The organism is Novosphingobium sp. Leaf2 (assembly GCF_001421325.1).
In the GTDB taxonomy this organism is placed as follows: domain Bacteria; phylum Pseudomonadota; class Alphaproteobacteria; order Sphingomonadales; family Sphingomonadaceae; genus Novosphingobium.
Genome location: NZ_LMJY01000015.1, coordinates 1 through 1,204, shown reverse-complemented (window position 1 = coordinate 1,204; position 1,204 = coordinate 1). Strand labels below are relative to the sequence as shown.

Here is a 1,204-nt window from a genome sequence, read left to right as displayed (position 1 = left end):
GGGGGCCCCCATCGTGATGGACACTAGCTGTCCGGAGCGTGCAGGGGCCGCAGAGACCAGGGGGAAGCGACTGTTTACTAAAAACACAGGTCCGTGCGAAGTCGCAAGACGATGTATACGGACTGACTCCTGCCCGGTGCTGGAAGGTTAAGAGGACCGGTTAGCCTGTAAGGGCGAAGCTGAGAATTTAAGCCCCAGTAAACGGCGGTGGTAACTATAACCATCCTAAGGTAGCGAAATTCCTTGTCGGGTAAGTTCCGACCTGCACGAATGGAGTAACGACTTCCCCGCTGTCTCAACCATAAACTCGGCGAAATTGCAGTACGAGTAAAGATGCTCGTTACGCGCAGCAGGACGGAAAGACCCCGAGACCTTTACTATAGTTTGGTATTGGTGTTCGGAGTGGCTTGTGTAGGATAGGTGGGAGACGTTGAAGCCCGGACGCCAGTTCGGGTGGAGTCATCGTTGAAATACCACTCTGGTCACTTTGGACATCTAACTTCGGCCCGTAATCCGGGTCAGGGACAGTGCCTGATGGGTAGTTTAACTGGGGCGGTTGCCTCCTAAAAAGTAACGGAGGCGCCCAAAGGTTCCCTCAGCCTGGTTGGCAATCAGGTGTCGAGTGTAAGTGCACAAGGGAGCTTGACTGTGAGAGAGACATCTCGAGCAGGGACGAAAGTCGGGACTAGTGATCCGGCGGTACATTGTGGAATGGCCGTCGCTCAACGGATAAAAGGTACCTCGGGGATAACAGGCTGATCTTGCCCAAGAGTCCATATCGACGGCATGGTTTGGCACCTCGATGTCGGCTCGTCGCATCCTGGGGCTGGAGTAGGTCCCAAGGGTTGGGCTGTTCGCCCATTAAAGCGGTACGCGAGCTGGGTTTAGAACGTCGTGAGACAGTTCGGTCCCTATCCGCTGCGCGCGCAGGAAATTTGAGAAGGGCTGTCCTTAGTACGAGAGGACCGGGACGGACGAACCTCTGGTGTGTCAGTTGTACTGCCAAGTGCACCGCTGATTAGCTACGTTCGGATGGGATAACCGCTGAAAGCATCTAAGCGGGAAGCTCGCTTCGAGATGAGATTTCCATACACTTTATTGTGTGAGAGGCCCCCAGCCAGACCACTGGGTTGATAGGCCGGATGTGGAAGCGAGGACTAACGACTCGTGAAGCTGACCGGTACTAATAGGCCRAYAACTTACA

1 rRNA gene is annotated in these 1,204 nt (G+C 54.7%); it reads left to right on the top strand.

Going from position 1 to position 1,204, the window contains the following annotated elements:
- Positions 1 to 1,204, top strand: a 23S ribosomal RNA gene (locus ASE49_RS09350); the annotation flags it as partial.